The 15,796-nt window shown below is 55.9% G+C and carries 18 protein-coding genes; 7 read left to right on the top strand and 11 right to left on the bottom strand.

Annotation, left to right across the window (positions count from 1 at the left end):
- Window positions 1-17: 17 nt before the first annotated feature.
- The gene (gene hmgA / locus CLV88_RS03645; RefSeq protein WP_106606971.1) at window positions 18-1,373 is read right to left on the bottom strand and encodes a homogentisate 1,2-dioxygenase; all 1,356 of its coding nucleotides are present in this window, start codon (window positions 1,371-1,373) and stop codon (window positions 18-20) included.
- A gap of 78 nt (window positions 1,374-1,451) precedes the next feature.
- Here hmgA and CLV88_RS03640 point away from each other — a divergent pair, with 78 nt between their 5' ends.
- Both CLV88_RS03640 and CLV88_RS03635 read left to right on the top strand, forming a co-directional pair.
- Window positions 1,452-1,892: a MarR family winged helix-turn-helix transcriptional regulator gene (locus tag CLV88_RS03640; protein WP_106606970.1), complete on the top strand. Its 441-nt coding sequence runs from the start codon at window positions 1,452-1,454 to the stop codon at window positions 1,890-1,892.
- Between the two features lie 45 nt (window positions 1,893-1,937).
- Entirely contained in the window at window positions 1,938-3,161 is a 1,224-nt protein-coding gene (locus tag CLV88_RS03635) for an adenylate/guanylate cyclase domain-containing protein (protein WP_106606969.1), read from the top strand.
- A gap of 29 nt (window positions 3,162-3,190) precedes the next feature.
- On the opposite strand, the gene CLV88_RS03630 is transcribed toward CLV88_RS03635, so the two are convergent.
- The gene (locus CLV88_RS03630) at window positions 3,191-4,000 is read right to left on the bottom strand and encodes a division plane positioning ATPase MipZ (RefSeq protein ID WP_106607093.1); all 810 of its coding nucleotides are present in this window, start codon (window positions 3,998-4,000) and stop codon (window positions 3,191-3,193) included.
- A 142-nt stretch (window positions 4,001-4,142) separates the two neighbouring features.
- On the bottom strand, window positions 4,143-4,691 hold the full coding sequence (locus CLV88_RS03625; RefSeq protein ID WP_106606968.1) for a pseudouridine synthase: 549 nt from the start codon (window positions 4,689-4,691) through the stop codon (window positions 4,143-4,145).
- 99 nt (window positions 4,692-4,790) lie between these two features.
- Between CLV88_RS03625 and CLV88_RS03620 the strand changes: the two genes are divergently transcribed.
- The 3 genes from CLV88_RS03620 (at window position 4,791) to CLV88_RS03610 (ending at window position 8,116) form a co-directional block, all read left to right on the top strand.
- On the top strand, window positions 4,791-5,933 hold the full coding sequence (locus CLV88_RS03620) for a trans-sulfuration enzyme family protein (protein WP_106606967.1): 1,143 nt from the start codon (window positions 4,791-4,793) through the stop codon (window positions 5,931-5,933).
- Window positions 5,934-6,019: 86 nt separating this feature from the next.
- The gene (locus CLV88_RS03615) at window positions 6,020-7,252 is read left to right on the top strand and encodes an MFS transporter (protein ID WP_106606966.1); all 1,233 of its coding nucleotides are present in this window, start codon (window positions 6,020-6,022) and stop codon (window positions 7,250-7,252) included.
- A gap of 114 nt (window positions 7,253-7,366) precedes the next feature.
- Complete coding sequence (locus CLV88_RS03610; RefSeq protein ID WP_106606965.1) at window positions 7,367-8,116, top strand: hypothetical protein; 750 nt, start codon at window positions 7,367-7,369, stop codon at window positions 8,114-8,116.
- Window positions 8,117-8,223: 107 nt separating this feature from the next.
- Here CLV88_RS03610 and rpmE read toward each other — a convergent pair whose 3' ends face one another.
- On the bottom strand, window positions 8,224-8,445 hold the full coding sequence (gene rpmE / locus CLV88_RS03605) for a 50S ribosomal protein L31 (RefSeq protein ID WP_106606964.1): 222 nt from the start codon (window positions 8,443-8,445) through the stop codon (window positions 8,224-8,226).
- A gap of 11 nt (window positions 8,446-8,456) precedes the next feature.
- Window positions 8,457-8,831 (bottom strand): 50S ribosomal protein L19, encoded by a 375-nt coding sequence (gene rplS / locus CLV88_RS03600; protein ID WP_106606963.1) that lies wholly within the window; start codon window positions 8,829-8,831, stop codon window positions 8,457-8,459.
- 418 nt (window positions 8,832-9,249) lie between these two features.
- Between rplS and CLV88_RS03595 the strand changes: the two genes are divergently transcribed.
- Entirely contained in the window at window positions 9,250-10,062 is an 813-nt protein-coding gene (locus tag CLV88_RS03595; RefSeq protein ID WP_106606962.1) for a glycoside hydrolase family 25 protein, read from the top strand.
- Between the two features lie 68 nt (window positions 10,063-10,130).
- Window positions 10,131-11,426 (top strand): FAD-dependent oxidoreductase, encoded by a 1,296-nt coding sequence (locus tag CLV88_RS03590; RefSeq protein ID WP_106606961.1) that lies wholly within the window; start codon window positions 10,131-10,133, stop codon window positions 11,424-11,426.
- Window positions 11,427-11,450: 24 nt separating this feature from the next.
- Here CLV88_RS03590 and CLV88_RS03585 read toward each other — a convergent pair whose 3' ends face one another.
- The 6 genes from CLV88_RS03585 to rpsP all read right to left on the bottom strand — a co-directional run bounded on the left by CLV88_RS03585 (window position 11,451) and on the right by rpsP (window position 15,777).
- Window positions 11,451-12,206 (bottom strand): TylF/MycF/NovP-related O-methyltransferase, encoded by a 756-nt coding sequence (locus tag CLV88_RS03585; protein ID WP_106606960.1) that lies wholly within the window; start codon window positions 12,204-12,206, stop codon window positions 11,451-11,453.
- A gap of 85 nt (window positions 12,207-12,291) precedes the next feature.
- Window positions 12,292-13,092: a tRNA (guanosine(37)-N1)-methyltransferase TrmD gene (trmD, locus tag CLV88_RS03580; protein ID WP_106606959.1), complete on the bottom strand. Its 801-nt coding sequence runs from the start codon at window positions 13,090-13,092 to the stop codon at window positions 12,292-12,294.
- Window positions 13,093-13,132: 40 nt separating this feature from the next.
- Window positions 13,133-13,864 carry a hypothetical protein gene (locus CLV88_RS03575; protein WP_165798793.1) on the bottom strand — a complete coding sequence of 244 codons (732 nt, stop codon included), beginning with the start codon at window positions 13,862-13,864 and terminating at the stop codon, window positions 13,133-13,135.
- 263 nt (window positions 13,865-14,127) lie between these two features.
- A complete protein-coding gene (gene rimM / locus CLV88_RS03570) occupies window positions 14,128-14,658 on the bottom strand; it encodes a ribosome maturation factor RimM (protein WP_106606957.1) in 531 nt (176 codons plus the stop codon).
- Window positions 14,659-14,764: 106 nt separating this feature from the next.
- The gene (gene bluB / locus CLV88_RS03565; RefSeq protein ID WP_106606956.1) at window positions 14,765-15,394 is read right to left on the bottom strand and encodes a 5,6-dimethylbenzimidazole synthase; all 630 of its coding nucleotides are present in this window, start codon (window positions 15,392-15,394) and stop codon (window positions 14,765-14,767) included.
- A gap of 17 nt (window positions 15,395-15,411) precedes the next feature.
- Window positions 15,412-15,777: a 30S ribosomal protein S16 gene (gene rpsP, locus CLV88_RS03560; protein WP_106606955.1), complete on the bottom strand. Its 366-nt coding sequence runs from the start codon at window positions 15,775-15,777 to the stop codon at window positions 15,412-15,414.
- Window positions 15,778-15,796: the final 19 nt, after the last annotated feature.

Below are 15,796 nucleotides of genomic sequence, written 5' to 3'. Positions count from 1 at the left end.
GGATAGTTCAAGGCAGCTTATTTCTTACCTGGTGTGCCGTCGAACTTCTTTTCGATGTCGCTCCAGCAGTCGATGTAGTCGTCCTGTAACGGCGCTTCGTTTGCGGCAAAGGAGGTGAGGTGCTGTGGGAAGCGGGTTTCGAACATAAAGGACATGGTGTTGTCGAGCTTGTCCGGGCCGAGGTTGGCGTTGGACGCGCCCTCAAAGGCATTTTTGTCGGGGCCGTGTGGTAGCATCATATTGTGCAGCGACATGCCGCCGGGGATGAAGCCCTGGGGCTTGGCATCATACTGGCCATAGATGTTGCCCATCAGCTCGGACATGATGTTTTTGTGGTACCAAGGCGGGCGGAACGTGTCTTCGGCCACCATCCAGCGTTCGCGGAAAAGCACGAAGTCGATGTTTGCGGTTCCAGGCTGGCCTGAGGGGGCAGTGAGCACGGTGAAGATCGACGGGTCGGGGTGATCAAACAGGATTGCGCCGACGGGGCAATATGTGCGCAGGTCATACTTCACCGGTGCATAATTGCCGTGCCATGCCACCACGTCCAACGGAGATTGGCCAATCTCAGTCTTGTGGAACTGTCCACACCATTTGACGGTGACGGTGGAGGGCACTTCGCGGTCCTCAAAGGCGGCGACGGGGGCCTTGAAGTCGCGAGGATTGGCCATGCAGTTGGCCCCGATGGGACCGCGACCGGGCAGTTCGAATTTCTGGCCATAATTCTCGCAGACAAAGCCGCGCGCCGGCCCTTCGAGCACTTCGACGCGATAAAGCAGCCCGCGTGGAAGGATGGCAATTTCCTTGGGTTCCAAGTCGATAATGCCCAGCTCGGTCGAAAATCTCAGGATGCCCTCTTGCGGGACAACAAGCAGTTCGGAATCGGCGGAAAAGAAATATTCGTCCACCATGGAGTCGGTCACGAGATAGATGTGAGAGGCCATGCCGACCTGAGTATTTACATCACCCGCAGTGGTCATGGTGCGCATGCCCGTGACCCATGTCAGAGGCGCGTCGCTGTGGGGCACCGGATCCCAGCGGTATTGGCCGAGCGACGTGACATCAGGATCGACATGCGGCGCGGATTTCCAATGGGGCACGTCGATCTTTTGGTAGCGGTGGGAGTGCTTCACCGAGGGGCGAATGCGATAGCACCAAGTCCTCTCGACTGATTCGGCCGTAAAGGCGGTACCTGAAAGCTGTTCGCCGTAGAGGCCATAATTGCACTTCTGCGGGGAGTTCATGCCTTGGGGCAAGGCACCTGGCAAGGCCTCGGTTTCATAGTCGTTGCCAAAGCCAGGCATGTATCCGGCGTGCGGGCCTTCCAGAGATGGGGCCATCTGCATACGGGTTGGAACAGAATGTTTTGTCATGTCGCGCGCTCCTGTTACGGAATTTGGTTGCGTTGGTAATGGTTGATTTTGTAACTAACAAGCGTTCGGAGGGCTCATATGACCAAAAAAGATGATTTTTCGCTGCAGGATTTCCTACCATACCTGCTGAATCAGGCCGCAGAGGAGAGCAGCCTGTCGTTTCAGCAGGTGTATAAGGGGCGATACGGCATGTTGCGCACAGAATGGCGCGTGCTGTTTCATCTTGGGATATATGGCGAGTTGACGGCGACTGAGATCGTTACACGTGCTCGGATCCACAAGACCAAAGTCAGCCGTGCGGTTCAAAAGCTCGTGGAACGGCGATTTGTAACGCGTGAGCGTGATGGAGACGACAGGCGGCAAGAGCGGCTAACGCTGACCCATTCGGGCAAGGTGGCGTACCGAGATTTGCAAGAGATTGGGGAGCGCTATCAGGCTCAGCTGACAGAGCGTCTGACCCAGGACGAAGTTGCGCAGTTAAAGCGGATGCTAAGGGTGCTGGCAGGTTTGGACAAGTAGCGGCATAGTGGTGCCGGTGGGCTTGGATTTTGAAGGTTAATTGGTATGGCGTCGCAAAGTGACCGGGAAACGCTGATAGCGTGGTTGGTTGAAGCAGGGTTGCGCGGGTCGACGCGTGAGGCGTTGATCGAGGGGTATTGTGCGCGGCTGGTCAGTTCGGGCATTCCATTGATGCGGTTGCACATCGCACAGGGTGCGTTTCATCCGCGCTATGGCGGTGTTGGCTTTGATTGGGTCAAGGGCGAATCTATTACCCGTCATCGTTACGAGTATTCTCAGGTTCCAACGGAAGCTTGGCAGCAAAGCCCCTTGGTCACGATGCTGGTTTCGGGGCAGGAAGAGTTGCGTGAAGACCTGCGAAATCCACAGTCGCGCGCCAAGTTCGAATTATTCCAGGAGTTGCACGAGATGGGGGGCAAAGACTATTTTGCCACGTCATTGCTGATGGAAGATACCGAGCTTTCTCTGCCGGTTGATCCAAATTTCCTGCCAGAAGGGTTCATGATCTCGTGGACAAGTGATGCGCCGGAGGGGTTTTCAGAGGCGCAGCTTGAGATGCTCCGGGCGGCGCAGCCCCATCTGGGGTTGGCGTTGAAATCAGCCTCAAACCGGCAGGTTGGGCAGGAGCTTTTGTCGGTCTATCTGGGGGCGGATGCCGGGGACCGGGTGTTTTCGGGCGAGTTGCAGCGTGGGTCATTGCAAGAGATCGACGCGGTGATCGGGTTTTTTGATCTCAGCGGGTTTACCAGCATGTCAGAGCGGCTGGATCCGCAGGTTATGATCGACATGCTGAACGACTATTTTGAGATCGCGGCGCGCGCGATACATGAACGCGGTGGGCATATCCTCAAGTTCATGGGGGATGGCATACTGCTCATGTTTGACACACCCAAAGCGCACGACGAGGCTGATGCGGCGCTGGATTGTGTGGCAGAGCTGCGACAGGCAATCCAGTTGCGCAATGTGGCGCGTGTCGAAGCTGGGCTGCCTGTGAGCGAGTTCAACTACGCGCTGAATGCAGGGCGGTTGCTGTATGGCAACATCGGTGCGGACAGCCGGTTGGATTTCACAGCAATTGGGCCCTCGGTAAACCACACTGCGCGGCTATCGGGGATGCATGGGAGCCTTGGGCGGGACGTGATCGTGGCTAAGCCCGTGGCGGATGCGGCAACGCGCGGGCGGCACGATTTGGTGTCGCTTGGGCGATACATGCTGCGCGGTGTGGCTGAGCCCATGGAGCTGTTTACGTTATATGCGGGCAAACCCTAGCTGGCGTCTGCTGTCGCGCACGACCTGCCCTAGAAATCGACTGAGACGCCTGGCAGATTCAACTCTTTGATCAAGTCACGCAGTTCCTGACGGGCGGCGATGTTAGATATGTTGAGCTGTTTGACGCCGATATCGCGTAGATCGAGCAAGGTCAGGCCGCGCGGGAACAGTTCGCGGAAGACCACTCGTTCGTTAAAGCCCGGTGCGACACGGAATCCGATGCGTTTGGCGAGGCGGTCCAGTGCCTTGCCCATCTTCTCTTTGTTCACCATCTGCTGAGCGCCCATGCGGTTGCGCATGACGATCCAGTCGATGGGCTTGAGGCCCGCCTGCGCGCGCAACTGACGGGCGTTCCAGACCATTTCAGAATAGACCGACGGCCCTAGGATTTTTTCGCCGTCGCCGTCAATTTTTGCAAGCAGGTCAAAATCCACAAAGCTGTCGTTCAATGGTGTGACGAGAGTGTCGGCAAGCGAATGGGCGACTTGGGAAAGGCGTGTGTGAGAGCCGGGGCAGTCAATCAGGATGAAATCATTGCCTGGCTCAAGCGCGGCCACGGCGGCGGACAGGCGATGATCATAGATATTCTCGCCTGTCTTGAGGCTCTCTGGGTCAATCTCGGGCAAATCGATGTAGCTGGGCGAAGGGAGTTCAATATCAGCCTGTTTCAGAAAGGCTTTGCGGTTCTCGGTGTAGCGGCCAAAAGTCTTTTGGCGCAGGTCGAGGTCAAGCCCGCCAACGCGGTGCCCCATACGCACCAAAGCGGTGGCGATGTGCATCGACAAGGTCGATTTACCTGCGCCGCCCTTTTCGTTGCCGACCACAATGATATGTGCCATGTGTTGCCGCCCTTGCCCGTTTGTTTTTTTGCCGGGATACGGTGCGATTGCGGTGCTGTCCACAATATGTTGTGTTTTTCCACAGGAAAATTGACGTTTGTGGCGGATAGGTCAGTGGGATGCGCTGAGATCTGGGGCGTGGCTAGGTGTCACGCCATTGGCCAGATGACAGGCCATCAAGTGTCCAGTCGCCAATGCGGTAGCGGATCAGTCGCAGTGTGGGGTGGCCGATTGCGGCGGTCATGCGGCGCACTTGACGGTTGCGTCCTTCGCAGATCGTGAGTTCGATCCAACAGTCGGGGACGGATTTGCGAAATCTGACTGGTGGGGTGCGGGGCCAAAGAGATGTGGGAGGATCAATACGGCGCGCTTGGGCTGGTTTGGTCGGGCCGTCCTTGAGAGTGAGGCCTTTGCGCATCTGCGCAATCGCATCGTCGGAGGGCAGGCCCTCGACTTGGGCCCAGTAGGTTTTGGCCATCTTGTGACGTGGATCTGAGATTCGCGCTTGCAGCTTGCCATCATCCGTCAGGACCATCAGCCCTTCGCTGTCGCGATCAAGCCGCCCGGCCGGATAAACTGCCGGTACGTCGATGAAATTCGACAAGGTTTGACGTGGGCTACCTTGGGTGCCGCGATCAGTGAATTGCGACAGAACATCGAAGGGTTTGTTGAAAAGGATCGTGCGGGCCATGAGCGCTGCGTAGCAGGTTGAACTGGTCGTGGCGAGGGGGCTTGCAAGTGGACCTGAAACCATCCCACATATGCGGGACATTCAGAGTGGAGCGGCGACATGGATCCCAAGCAGATGCACCCCGAGACGTTGCTGGCACAAGCCGGAGGTGGAATTGACCCCCAAAGCGGGGGAGTGGTGCCACCGATTCAGCCATCGACCACTTTTGCACGGGATGCGGGGTATATGCCGCTCAATCCCGAGAATACCTATGCCCGCGATCACAATGATGCCGTACGGCAGGCTGAACAAGTTCTATGCCAATTGGAAGGCGGGGCGGCGGCGTTGTTGTTTCCGACCGGTATGGCAGCGATTGCCGCGCTGTTTCGCACGGTGCCAACGGGTGGGCGCGTTGTGGTGCAGTCTGGGATTTACTGGGGCACGACCAAGTGGATACGGGAGTTTTGCGAGCGACGTCAGATCGTGATGGACGAAGTTGATGCCAGCGATGTGACAGCATTGCGAGACATCTGCGCAAGGGCTCCGGCGCATCTGGTTTGGGTGGAGTCACCGTCAAACCCTTGGTTGAAAATCGTGGACATTGCGGCGGCGGCGGAGGCAGCCAAGACGTGTGGCGCACTTTTGGCGGTGGACAGCACCGCAGCCTCGCCGGTTTTGGCGCAGCCATTGGCGTTGGGGGCGGATGTGGTTATGCATTCGACAACCAAGGTGATCAACGGGCATTCGGATGTGTTGGGCGGTGTGCTGATCACCCGCAAACTTGCACCGTTCTGGAACGAGATTGCAAATGATCGCGCGAGCGCGGGGGCAGTGATGGGACCGTTTGAGGCATGGTTGTTGTTGCGCGGTATGCGTACCTTGCCACTTCGGGTAGAGCGGATGTGCCAGAACGCGATGGCGATTGCGGCGTATCTGCAAGATCATCCACGTGTGGAAGCGGTTTGGTATCCGGGGTTGTCGTCGCATCACGGCCATGCGTTGGCGACGCGACAGATGTCGGGCGGGTACGGATTTTTGATGTCAGTTTTGGTCAAAGGCGGCCGGGAAGAGGCGTTGTGTGTCGCGGGGCGGCTTGGGCTTTTTCATCGGGCGACGAGTTTGGGTGGGGTTGAGAGTTTGGTAGAGCATCGCCACACCATTGAGCCGCACACAGGCATTCCGGAGAACTTGTTAAGGCTGGCCATAGGAACTGAGAATAGCGGTGATCTGATTGCCGACCTGGGGCAGGCTTTGGGACACTAGGGCTGCGCATCCGTCCGGGCGCGCGTCATCGGAGGAGCGGGTATTCTTTACTTGTGAAGTTTATGCATCAGCCCTAGCGTCGCGGGATGATAGATCACGATATTACCGACAGCCGTTATAGCTGGATACGGCTTGGGATCACGCTGGCGATTGCACTGGTGGGGAATGTCGGCATGTGGGCGGTAATCGTTGTAATGCCCGCCGTTCAGGCCGAATTTGGCATTGATCGCGCGGATGCGGCGTTGCCCTATACGCTGACCATGGTTGGTTTTGCCACGGGAAACTTTGCAATTGGTCGGGCGGTGGATCGCTGGGGGATCACGGTATCGTTGATCGGCGCGGCGGTTTTGATCGCGCTAAGTTTCGGGGCAGCGGCGCTGAGCGGGTCGGTGGCTTTGTTGACGCTGGCGCATTTGTTTCTGGGATTTGGCACGGCGGCGAGTTTTGGGCCGCTGATCGCGGATATCTCGCTTTGGTTTCAGAAGCGGCGTGGCATTGCCGTGGCTATCACGGCGAGCGGGAATTACCTCTCGGGTGCAATCTGGCCAATTTTGTTGAGTGGCGTTTTGAGCGGCTACGGCTGGCGCGCTGTGTTTTTGGTGCTGCCGGTCATCTCGTTGGCGGTTATGGTACCGTTGTCGCTGTTGCTGCGCCGACGAGTTCCGATGGAGACGTTGGCGGCGCAAGATATGACGACGCAGGCGCGCCACGGCAAAGCGCCGTTTCGCCCGGTAGTGCTGCAATGGATGTTGGGGATTGCCGGGATCGGCTGTTGCGTGGCGATGTCGATGCCGCAGGTGCATATCGTGTCGTTCTGCGTAGACCTTGGATACGGGCCAGCCGTAGGGGCAGAGATGCTTTCGCTGATGCTGCTGGGCGGAGTTGTGTCGCGGCTGGTGTCGGGGATGGTGGCCGACCGGCTGGGCGGCGTGGTAACGCTCTTGATCGGGTCGGCGCTTCAATGTCTGGCGTTGTTTCTGTTCCTACCGTTTGACGGGTTGGCACCTCTATACCTTGTAAGCCTGGTGTTCGGGTTGAGCCAAGGCGGAATTGTTCCCGCTTATGCGCTGGTTGTAAGAGAGTATATGCCTGCCCGCGAAGCTGGGCGTCGCGTGGGGTTTGTGCTGATGGCGACCATTATGGGTATGGCGCTGGGTGGGTGGATTTCGGGTGTGATCTATGACGTGAGTGGTTCGTATGACTGGGCGTTCCTGAACGGGGTTGCGTGGAACTTAATGAACGTCGCGATTATGATCGTCATTCTGTTTCGGACAAGGCGCGGCCACGATCAAACGCAGTCTGTAACAGCCCGAATCTGAGGTTCGCGGTGGCGCCGAATATTTATTTGTAGTCGAAGTTTTTTGTGCCAAGCTGCGAAAGGATTGTTTCGGCAGAACACTATAGCGTCTGCTAACGGCAAACATAGGTAAGAAATGTTCAAAACCAATTTTGCATACGGATGTGTTTCAGCAATGGTTGCCTGTTCTTTTGCGATAACAGCTCAAGCGGATGGGAATGCCTCAAATCCATTGGCTGCGGTGAGCAATACTGACATTCGCTATCAATACATCGATCTGGGTTCCAACACTAGCAGTAGCGATGCGTTCATCGACGGAGCGGTCATGTTGAACCCAGATCTGAAACTAAAATACGAAGCGCATTACATTTCCACAGATGTTTCCGGCAGCAGGCAGAACGCATTTCAAAAATTGAATCTCAAGGGTATCTATTTCCCTTCGCAGAAACAGCTGAATGAAACCTGGGGAATTAAAACTGCGATTGGTCTGGAGTGGATCCTGGACTTTGGGAATCCAACAGATGGCACTGGTACTGGATCGGATCAATTGGCGCCTTTGGCAGGCGTCGCATTTGCCAATTCCAAAACCGGGCTAACGCTTATTCCATTGGTCCAACATTTTACCTCGTACAACGGGTCCACTGATGTGAACCAAACAGCAATGCGTTTGATTGCATTGCAGCCGTTCGCCGAGGGGTATTGGGCAAAAGCTGACCTTAAATTGCCTTACGACTGGGAAGGTGAGGCCTGGCCTGTGTCGGCTGAATTGCAGATCGGAAAAAATATCTCATCTTCGCTGGCGATTTACGGCGACTTCCTGGTTGGTATCGGTGGAGACCGGAGTTTTGAAAAGGGAGTGGGTTTGGGAATTCGGTTCAACTATTGAGCGCGTTGTGACAGCGCACGCGTTTTTCCTTTGACCACGCAAACAAAGAAACGCCACTTCCTCGAAGGAAGTGGCGTTTCTTTTTCTGCATCTGAAGGGTTCTAAACTTAGAAGCCGAGACCTTCGTATTTCTTTTTGAACTTGGAAACGCGACCACCGGCATCCATCAGGCGAGTGGTTCCGCCATTCCATGCTGGGTGCACGGTTGGGTCCACGTCAAGTGCCAGAGTGTCGCCTTCTTTGCCCCAAGTGGAGCGCATCTTGAGGATGGTGCCATCGGTCATCTTGACGTCGATGAAGTGGTATTCGGGATGAGTATCTTTTTTCATGAATCCGACCCTTACGCTTTCTTGAGCTTGTAGGTGCTGTCTTCGGCGATACGTGCGGATTTGCCGCGACGCGAACGCAGGTAGTACAGCTTGGCGCGACGAACACGGCCACGACGCACAACAGTGATGCTGTCGATGTTGGTCGAAAAGAGTGGGAATACACGTTCCACGCCTTCGCCAAACGAAATCTTGCGAACGGTGAACGAACCGGCAATGCCCGAACCGTTTTTACGGCTGATGCAAACACCTTCGTAGTTCTGCACACGTGTGCGCGAACCTTCGGTCACTTTGAAGCCGACGCGAACTGTGTCGCCAGCTTTGAAGTCGGGAATGTCTTTCCCCAGAGCGGAAATCTGTTCCGCCTCGATTTGTGCGATCAGGTCCATTTGACCATCTCCTAATCTGCTCGTGGTTTTTCCACGAAGGTTACTGTCGTCCAAGAGCTCCGTGTCTTCATCGGGTCCGCTGGTGCGCCCGCGGGAGGTAAGCCGTCGTTTCTTTGCTGTGCTGATGCCTTGAGGGATGCATGGAAGGACATGCGCAAAACAAAAGCGGTCCATGCGACTCGGGTAAGAGTTGCCAGACGCGCGGGGTATAGTCGTTATGGCGGTTTGTGGCAAGCGACATTGTGGTGGTGCAGTTTGCGCAGGTGTGATGCCTGCATATGGCGTAAAATCGCCGGAAAGTCATTGGACCGAGCCAAAGAATTTCGACATTTTTGCAAGGCGGTTGCCAAATCAGTTAGTGACGCGCTGTACTTGGCGCAAGCTGCGTGGTCGGCTAGGGATTTTGAGAGAGTTATTAATGCGTTTATTCTATCTGCTTTGCGCGGTTGTATTGTTGGTGTCGGCATGCGGTCGGCAAGCGCCGCAAGTGGCGCCACACAAGTATACCGAGCCAGTCCAGCCGGTCGCGCAACCGATTTCACAGTTTTTGACCTATCCCAAGTTTGGCGATGCTGATCCGCATGAATGGGCAGGCCGCGCACCGGGTAGCTATCCGATCCATGGAATTGACGTGTCTCGCTGGCAGGGCGCGATTGACTGGAATATAGCGCGACGCAGCGGTGTGAGTTTTGCGTTTATCAAGGCAACCGAGGGTGGGGATGTGGCCGACCCGAAATTTGATCTGCACCGTCGCGGCGCACAAGCTGCAGGTGTGCCGTGGGGTGCGTATCACTACTATTATTTTTGTCGCAGCCCCGAGGAGCAGGCGCGCTGGTTTATCAAGAATGTTCCGCGCGGAAGCACGCTTCCACATGTTCTGGACATGGAATGGAACCCGCGTTCGCGCACCTGTCAGCGCCGACCAAATAGCCGCGAAGTACTGAGCGAGGCGCGCAGATTTCTGAACATTATTGAGGCGCATTATGGGCGACGACCAATTGTCTACACGACCGTCGATTTTTATCGCGATACCGGGATTGGGCGGCTAGGTGGGACGCAGATGTGGTTGCGTTCGGTCTCAGGGCACCCAAGTCAGGTCTATCCCGGTGCCAGTTGGACATTCTGGCAGTATACCGGCACCGGATTGGTGCCGGGTATTGAAGGTGAAGTCGACATCAACGTCTTTCGCGGAACGCCAGAGGGTTGGGCGCGTTGGATCGTTGGGGGGTAATGCGCGAATTGTCTGGATTTCCGGCGACATTACGAGAGAGAGTGAACCCCAAGCTATGGGAGGCGTGAATGTCTGAGGTTTGGGCGGCGGATGTGGTCGTGATCGGGGGCGGTACAGCTGGGTTCGGTGCGGCGGTGGCGGCTGGTCGGTTGGGGCTTGATGTCATTCTGGTAGAAGGATCCGCCAAGGTTGGCGGCGTGATGGCGTTTTGTCCTGGTATGCCGTGGGGGGCAGCCTATCCCAATGACGCGATCATTGGCGGACTGATGGAGGAATTGACGGAGCGTTTAGGCGCGATGGACCCTCCTGCCGCAGAAAAACGCCCCTGCACGCTGGCAAATTTTGGGCCGGAAATTCAATACGATCACGACTTGGCCACGGTCGCAATGTTTCAGATGCTCGAAGAAGCCGGGGTTCGGGTGCATGTGAACACCACGGCTGTGGCGCCGGTTATGCAAGGCAACAGGATTATCGCCGTTGACGTATTTGACCGGCATGGCCGTCATCAAATTGAGGCAAAGTTTGTGCTCGATTGTTCCGGTGATGGCGACATTTCCGCCAAGGCGGGCGTGCCTTATTCGGTGGGAGACGCCGAAGGAAACGTGATGGGCGTAACTTTGAGTTTTCAGATGGTCGGAGCCGAATGGGAGCAAGTGTTTGCGGAAGACGATCCGTATTTCACGCGGTTTGCAGCCAAAGGGATTGATGAGGGGCGGTTACATCCTGATCTGGCCCAGCTTTATCTTATGCGCGGGTTCCATAAGGACACGGTGTTTTGCAATTCCGTGGTGATCCGCAATGTCGACGGGACTGACTCTCGGGCCGTGGCGGCGGCCACGCAAGAAGGGCGGAGACGTTGCATGGAACTGGCTGCGTTTCTGCGCGCTGACGTGCCGGGGTTTGAGGCGGCGCGAATGGTGTATCTGGGACCTACGGTCGGTGTACGTGAGACGCGCAAGTTGGAAGGTGTTTATCAGGTAACGGGTGACGATTTGAGGGCAGGAAGAAAATTTGCCGATGGGATTGTGTGCTGTGACAATCCGATTGATGACGTGATGCGTGGCGAAGAAATGACCCATGACGCGATTGTTGGACAGGGGGATTATTATCGCATACCGTTCCGTTCGCTGGTGCCGCGCGAGGTCGAAAATTTGATGTTTGCGGGTCGGATCATCTGCGCGGATCCAGAGGCGTTTGCCTCGGTCCGAGGGATGCCGCAATGCATGGCAATGGGGCAAGCAGTGGGGACCGCTGCGGCGATGGCCTTTGCCGAAGAGATCGACGTGCAAGACATAAGCACAAGCGCGCTGGTCGCGCTGTTGCAGGCACAAGGAGTGAATGGCCTTGGAGAGGACGCTTTGTGACCGGCTTAGTCTAGAATCAGAAACTTAGTGTTTGATCACGAGGCCCTGACCGGTGGGCAGTTCGAGTATCTGATGTCCACGTGCTGCCATGAAGGCGTTTTCGGCGTGGCGCTGCGCGGCATAGCCGGTCCAGCCATAGTCATCAAACAGGATCATGGCCCCGGGCACAACCTTGTCAAACAATGCCTCAAGTGCAGCAATTTCCGATGCAGCCGAATTCATATCGATATGAAGGAGCGAGATCATTTCGGGGCATGCATCTGCAAAGCTGTCAGGGACCTTGCCGGGTACAATGCGTGTGTTGGGCACATTTTCGAAGCGTTTTTTTACGATGTTCAAGATAGCATCTTGGTCACTGGCTGTTTCTTTTGCATATACCTCGTTTGAGCGAATTTCCGAGTTCATTTCCTCGGGAATACCCAGAAAAGTATCATAAAGATAAAGCGTTTTGTCGATCTTTGAAAAGTCGAGGTAATCGGTCAAAAACGCAAAGCAAAACCCCTTCCAAACGCCGCATTCCACGAAATCTCCGGGGTGATTAAGCGCATTCTGCGCCGCCCACAAAAGCGTATGAAGGCGCCATGCTATGGAGAGTTCCTGCTCTGTTTCGGCGTTGCGTTTCAGAGCATCAACGAAGCGGGCGTCTTCGCGAAAACCGCCAGCACGTTGTAAGCCGATGAGGTTGTCAGAAGCATAGACTGAACCAAACACTTCGCGCAGTGTCTTTAAGGCCGCCTGAAATTTTTCACCTCTGCCGTCACTGAAATTTCCGTAAAACACTGTGAATTTCCGAACATGTAGCCATCAAATTGTACAAAAAATATTTCGACAGGTTGCGTGTGGCTTGTCAATTGTTGAACCGCTTTCACCTCTTCTTTTGCTTTGCCTCATAGGTCGACCACATGTCGGGGCGCCGGTCGCGGGTGAGGGCGCGGGCCATGTCATGGCGCCATTTTTCAACATTGCCGTGGTGGCCGGACATCAGGACATCTGGTATAGTGCGACCGTTCCATTCGGCGGGTCGGGTGTATTGCGGATGCTCCAAAAGACCTTTTGAGTGACTTTCGTCCTCGATGCTAGCGGCGTTTCCTAGTACGGATGGCAAAAGTCGCACGGTCGCGTCGATCATTGCCTGCGCCGCGATTTCGCCACCTGTCAGGACAAAATCACCCAAAGACACTTCCATTATGCCGTAATGATCCAGTACGCGCTGGTCGACCCCTTCGAAACGACCGCAGAGCATGGTGACACCATCAGCAGCGCTCCAGGCGCGGGCCATATTCTGGTCAAATCGACGTCCTCGCGGCGAGAGGTAAACAAGCGGCCACGTGCCGCGCGCGCCACGCATCGCATGTTCAATCGCGTTTCCCAGCACGTCGGGGCGCAGTACCATTCCAGCACCACCGCCGGCCGGTGTGTCATCGACATTGCGATGTTTGCCAACGCCAAAATGGCGCAAGTCAGTTGTTTCAAGCTGCCATTTTCCGTCCTTGAGCGCTTTGCCGGTCAGGCTTTCGCCAAGCACACCGGGGAATGCATCGGGAAAGAGCGAAATGATACGTGCCGTCCAAACCCCTGCTAGGCGCGGGTTCTGTGTCATCAGCTCTCGCGGCTTCAATGATGCAGTGATGGACTTGCGCCCGTGAGATTTTGGAGTGTCGGTCAACTTGGCATTCCTGATTAGAGCGCGGTCTTTGGGTGTGGCATCATGGCGAGCCGGTCAGCCAGATTTGGCGCGCTTCGAATTTGGCTTTTTTGACCGTGTCATCATCAAGGTCGGAACGGTTTGCCAGCAAGAATTCGTCTAATAGTTCTTGTGGCAAAGAGACATTTGACGGCGGCAACGCCTTGACGCGTGATCGAATTTTGCTTGGTACTTCGAGCGCATCAAAAAGCCCACCCAGAGGGCCTAGGCGGCGTTTCGAGAGGCTTTCGAGTGGTGTTGCGACTACAGATGATGCACCAACTGCCAGACGGACCCCGTCAACGATGCGATCAAGATCCGCCGATGACCGATACTTTTCGCAATACTCCGAAAGCGTCGCGGACATGCGTGTTGCGCGCAGATGTTGCGCGTAACAAGACCGCAGCCATTCGTCGGATTGGCGCGTCGAAAAATAGTAGGTTAGCTTATATTCGGCGTTGAAAGCCCGCGCTGCAGTCTCGCTCATCGCCTTCATTAAAATTGGGGCGGCCCTGTAATCAGTTAGGCCACGCCGTCCGGGCATACAGCCTGAAAGGTCTTCGGAACTAATGATCACAGGGCGCCGCTCAGTTGGGTCGATTTGCTCAACTAGCGCAGCAAATTCAGCGCTGAATGCCAGCAGGTCGCTCATTTCCCGCGAGACAGAGTAAGCCCGCGCAGCTTCGCACAGCTCAATCATGTGTTTGCGGGTGAAAACTTGAAGGTTGCGCCGCAAACAATTGGAATTGTGCATCAACGTTTGCTGCACGCTTGAGGTGCCTGTTTTATGAAAGCCTGCGTGTATCAGAATACGTTTCATGGATCAGGCGGTCTCGGATTGATTAGTGGTTCGACGTGCGGCAGTGCGTAAGGTTTTCATTTCTTGAGCATTATATGCGCCAGAGCTGTGATCATGAAGGTGTAACACTATGGCTGCGACATCGGGTTTCAGACCGGTGCAATGTTGAGCTGTGATCGAGCGGATCCAGAAGGAGCTGAAGGGCGCGTGCGCCATGATCAGAACAGGCCCTCCGGTGGGTCAGCGACGATGCGTCCGGTGCTCATATCGACGGTTGGAACCACTGCATGTGTGAATGGCAATAGAACCGTGGTGCTCAAGCCGGGGCTTTGGATTTCCAGCAAGTCTGTCGCGCCGTGATTCTGCACTGATTTGACCGTGCCCAGTACGGTTCCGCCTGTGTCACGCACCTCAAGCCCGACGAGATCGCTGTAGTAATATTCATCATCGGGAAGCTCTGGGAGACGATCACGGGGTACGAAGAGTTTTACCCCCTTGAGGGCGTCGGCTTGTTCTTTTGTGGATACTCCAGATAAGCGTGCGGCCAGACCGTTTTTTATAATCCTAGTTAGGGTCATGTCGAATTCCATTGCGCCGTCACCTGTTGTGAGCGGGGCATACTCAGCGATGGCTTCGGCCTCGGCTGTGAAACTCTTGAGGCGCACTTCTCCGCGCACGCCATACGCGCCGCCGATGGCACCAACGCAGATCATTTCTGACGTCGTGGATTCCGATGGATTTTGAGACATGGTTCGCTTTCGACTGCCGTGATCCGAGGATACCTGTTTGTCCTAAATCGACGGTTCGGGTGCAAGGGGAGAGGTGGAAAATCAGCGATTGAAGTGCGCTGGCAGGTTAGCGAGAGAGAATCGAGAGCGTTTTTGCCCGTTGTTCCCAGCCCTTTTGCATCAATTCTGGTGTGTCTGATTGCGCTTGGGGCCAACCGATGCACAGATAGGCCACGAGGGTCCAGTCGGACGGAATGTCGAGATCTCGGTCAAGTTGGTCGGGATCAAGGATCGACACCCAGCCAACGCCAAGGCCAAGTGTGCGCGCGGCAAGCCAGAAATGTGTAATGGCCCCAACGACTGAGTACCGACGGGTGATAGGCATGGTTGCGGCGCCAAGGCCGTGGCCTTGTTGCGTGGCATCATCGCAATAGATTGCGAGATGAACAGGTGCCTCAGTCATTCCAGATAGCTTAAGCGAGGCATAAGTGGCCGCGCGATTGCCTTCATAACCCTCAAGGGCGCGGGCGTTTGCGGCGCGATAGTTATCTTCGGCCGCAATACGTGCGGCGTCTGAAGTGACGCGAATGATGCGCCAAGGCTCAGACAGGCCGACAGATGGGGCCAGTTGAAATGCAGAGAGGCAGTGTGACAACACTGCCTCGTCCACAGGATCTGTGCGGAAGCGGCGCACGTCCCGCCGCCACTGCATCAGTCGGGTCAGATCGTCCCGGAATGTCTGTGTGAACTCGGTCATTCCGGGCGTGCCCTGACTTAGTCTTCTGCCGGAGCTTCGGCAGCTTCAGCTGCTTTGGCGGCTTTTTCTTCGGCGCGGTCTTTGGCTTTTTGACCGGGCTCACCCTTTTTAGGGTTGGCGCGTTCTTGCTTGGCGATCGTGCCGGAAGCTTCGAGGAAGCGTGCAACACGGTCGGTTGGCTGTGCGCCCTGATCGAGCCAGTACTGAACGCGTTCCATGTCGAGTTTCACACGCTCTTCGCTGTCTTTCGGCAGAAGTGGATTGTAGGTGCCCAGCTTCTCGATGAAACGGCCATCGCGTGGCATGCGGCTGTCGGCAGCAACAACACGATAGAAGGGACGTTTTTTCGAGCCGCCGCGCGCGAGACGAATTTTCATAGCCATGGGGTTTCTCCTTTGAATG

This window comes from Shimia abyssi (assembly GCF_003014475.1).
Classification (GTDB): domain Bacteria; phylum Pseudomonadota; class Alphaproteobacteria; order Rhodobacterales; family Rhodobacteraceae; genus Shimia; species Shimia abyssi.
The sequence above is the reverse complement of the archived record's forward strand: the minus strand, read 5'-3'. Positions and strand labels throughout refer to the sequence as shown.

Coding starts and splice junctions, on each gene's coding strand:
- hmgA (WP_106606971.1), bottom strand. CDS start 1,373: ATGACAAAACATTCTGTTCCAACCCGTATGCAGATGGCCCCATCTCTG.
- CLV88_RS03640 (WP_106606970.1), top strand. CDS start 1,452: ATGACCAAAAAAGATGATTTTTCGCTGCAGGATTTCCTACCATACCTG.
- CLV88_RS03635 (WP_106606969.1), top strand. CDS start 1,938: ATGGCGTCGCAAAGTGACCGGGAAACGCTGATAGCGTGGTTGGTTGAA.
- CLV88_RS03630 (WP_106607093.1), bottom strand. CDS start 4,000: ATGGCACATATCATTGTGGTCGGCAACGAAAAGGGCGGCGCAGGTAAA.
- CLV88_RS03625 (WP_106606968.1), bottom strand. CDS start 4,691: ATGGCCCGCACGATCCTTTTCAACAAACCCTTCGATGTTCTGTCGCAA.
- CLV88_RS03620 (WP_106606967.1), top strand. CDS start 4,791: ATGGATCCCAAGCAGATGCACCCCGAGACGTTGCTGGCACAAGCCGGA.
- CLV88_RS03615 (WP_106606966.1), top strand. CDS start 6,020: ATGATAGATCACGATATTACCGACAGCCGTTATAGCTGGATACGGCTT.
- CLV88_RS03610 (WP_106606965.1), top strand. CDS start 7,367: ATGTTCAAAACCAATTTTGCATACGGATGTGTTTCAGCAATGGTTGCC.
- rpmE (WP_106606964.1), bottom strand. CDS start 8,445: ATGAAAAAAGATACTCATCCCGAATACCACTTCATCGACGTCAAGATG.
- rplS (WP_106606963.1), bottom strand. CDS start 8,831: ATGGACCTGATCGCACAAATCGAGGCGGAACAGATTTCCGCTCTGGGG.
- CLV88_RS03595 (WP_106606962.1), top strand. CDS start 9,250: ATGCGTTTATTCTATCTGCTTTGCGCGGTTGTATTGTTGGTGTCGGCA.
- CLV88_RS03590 (WP_106606961.1), top strand. CDS start 10,131: ATGTCTGAGGTTTGGGCGGCGGATGTGGTCGTGATCGGGGGCGGTACA.
- CLV88_RS03575 (WP_165798793.1), bottom strand. CDS start 13,864: ATGCACAATTCCAATTGTTTGCGGCGCAACCTTCAAGTTTTCACCCGC.
- rimM (WP_106606957.1), bottom strand. CDS start 14,658: ATGTCTCAAAATCCATCGGAATCCACGACGTCAGAAATGATCTGCGTT.
- bluB (WP_106606956.1), bottom strand. CDS start 15,394: ATGACCGAGTTCACACAGACATTCCGGGACGATCTGACCCGACTGATG.
- rpsP (WP_106606955.1), bottom strand. CDS start 15,777: ATGGCTATGAAAATTCGTCTCGCGCGCGGCGGCTCGAAAAAACGTCCC.